Origin of the sequence: Legionella worsleiensis, from assembly GCF_001467535.1 — a bacterium.
Taxonomy (GTDB): domain Bacteria; phylum Pseudomonadota; class Gammaproteobacteria; order Legionellales; family Legionellaceae; genus Legionella; species Legionella worsleiensis.
Map to the genome: position 1 here is coordinate 1 of NZ_LNZC01000019.1, position 589 is coordinate 589.

Here is a 589-nt window from a genome sequence, read left to right on the forward strand (position 1 = left end):
GGCCACACTCAAGGCATTGCCATTGGCAGAGCTGAATACTTGATTGGCGTCTTCACTCAGAGTTTGTGCGCCAGACACGCTGTTGACCGGAGCATCATTCACCGCATTCACCGTCATAGTAACGGTAGCCGTTTCTGTCGTTCCACCAGAAGTCACGGTATACGTAAAATCAGTCGTTCCATTGAAATTAGCGGCTGGGCTAAAACTTAAGGTACCGTCGGCATTCAAAAGAACCGTTCCATTCACAACATTGACAGAACCACCTACAGATATCGCTGTACCGTTAATCGCAGTAATGGTATGTCCTGCATTTTCAAAACTGTCATTGGCATTCACGTCAAGAGTCACAGCAGTGTCTTCATTGGTCGCAAAAGCATCATCAGCAATATCCACTACAGGATTAATGGTAATGCCTACGGTATCGCTATCCAATAAAGCACCGTCGGTAGTACTCATGGTCAAGGTATCGGAACCGTGGTAATCGGCTACTGGACTGTAGCTTAAACCGTCTAAAGCCGCAGTGATTGCTGCAGGAGAACCGCTTAAAGTAACCGATCCGGTGCCGTTATTGGTGATGGTCACGCCTGCA

Annotated in this window: 1 protein-coding gene; it reads right to left on the reverse strand. The window is 47.7% G+C overall.

Features of this window, described 5'->3' with window-relative positions; all coding sequences use genetic code 11:
• Positions 1 to 589 (reverse strand): Ig-like domain-containing protein (locus tag Lwor_RS13865; protein WP_169792191.1); only part of this gene is annotated, 589 nt, incomplete at both ends.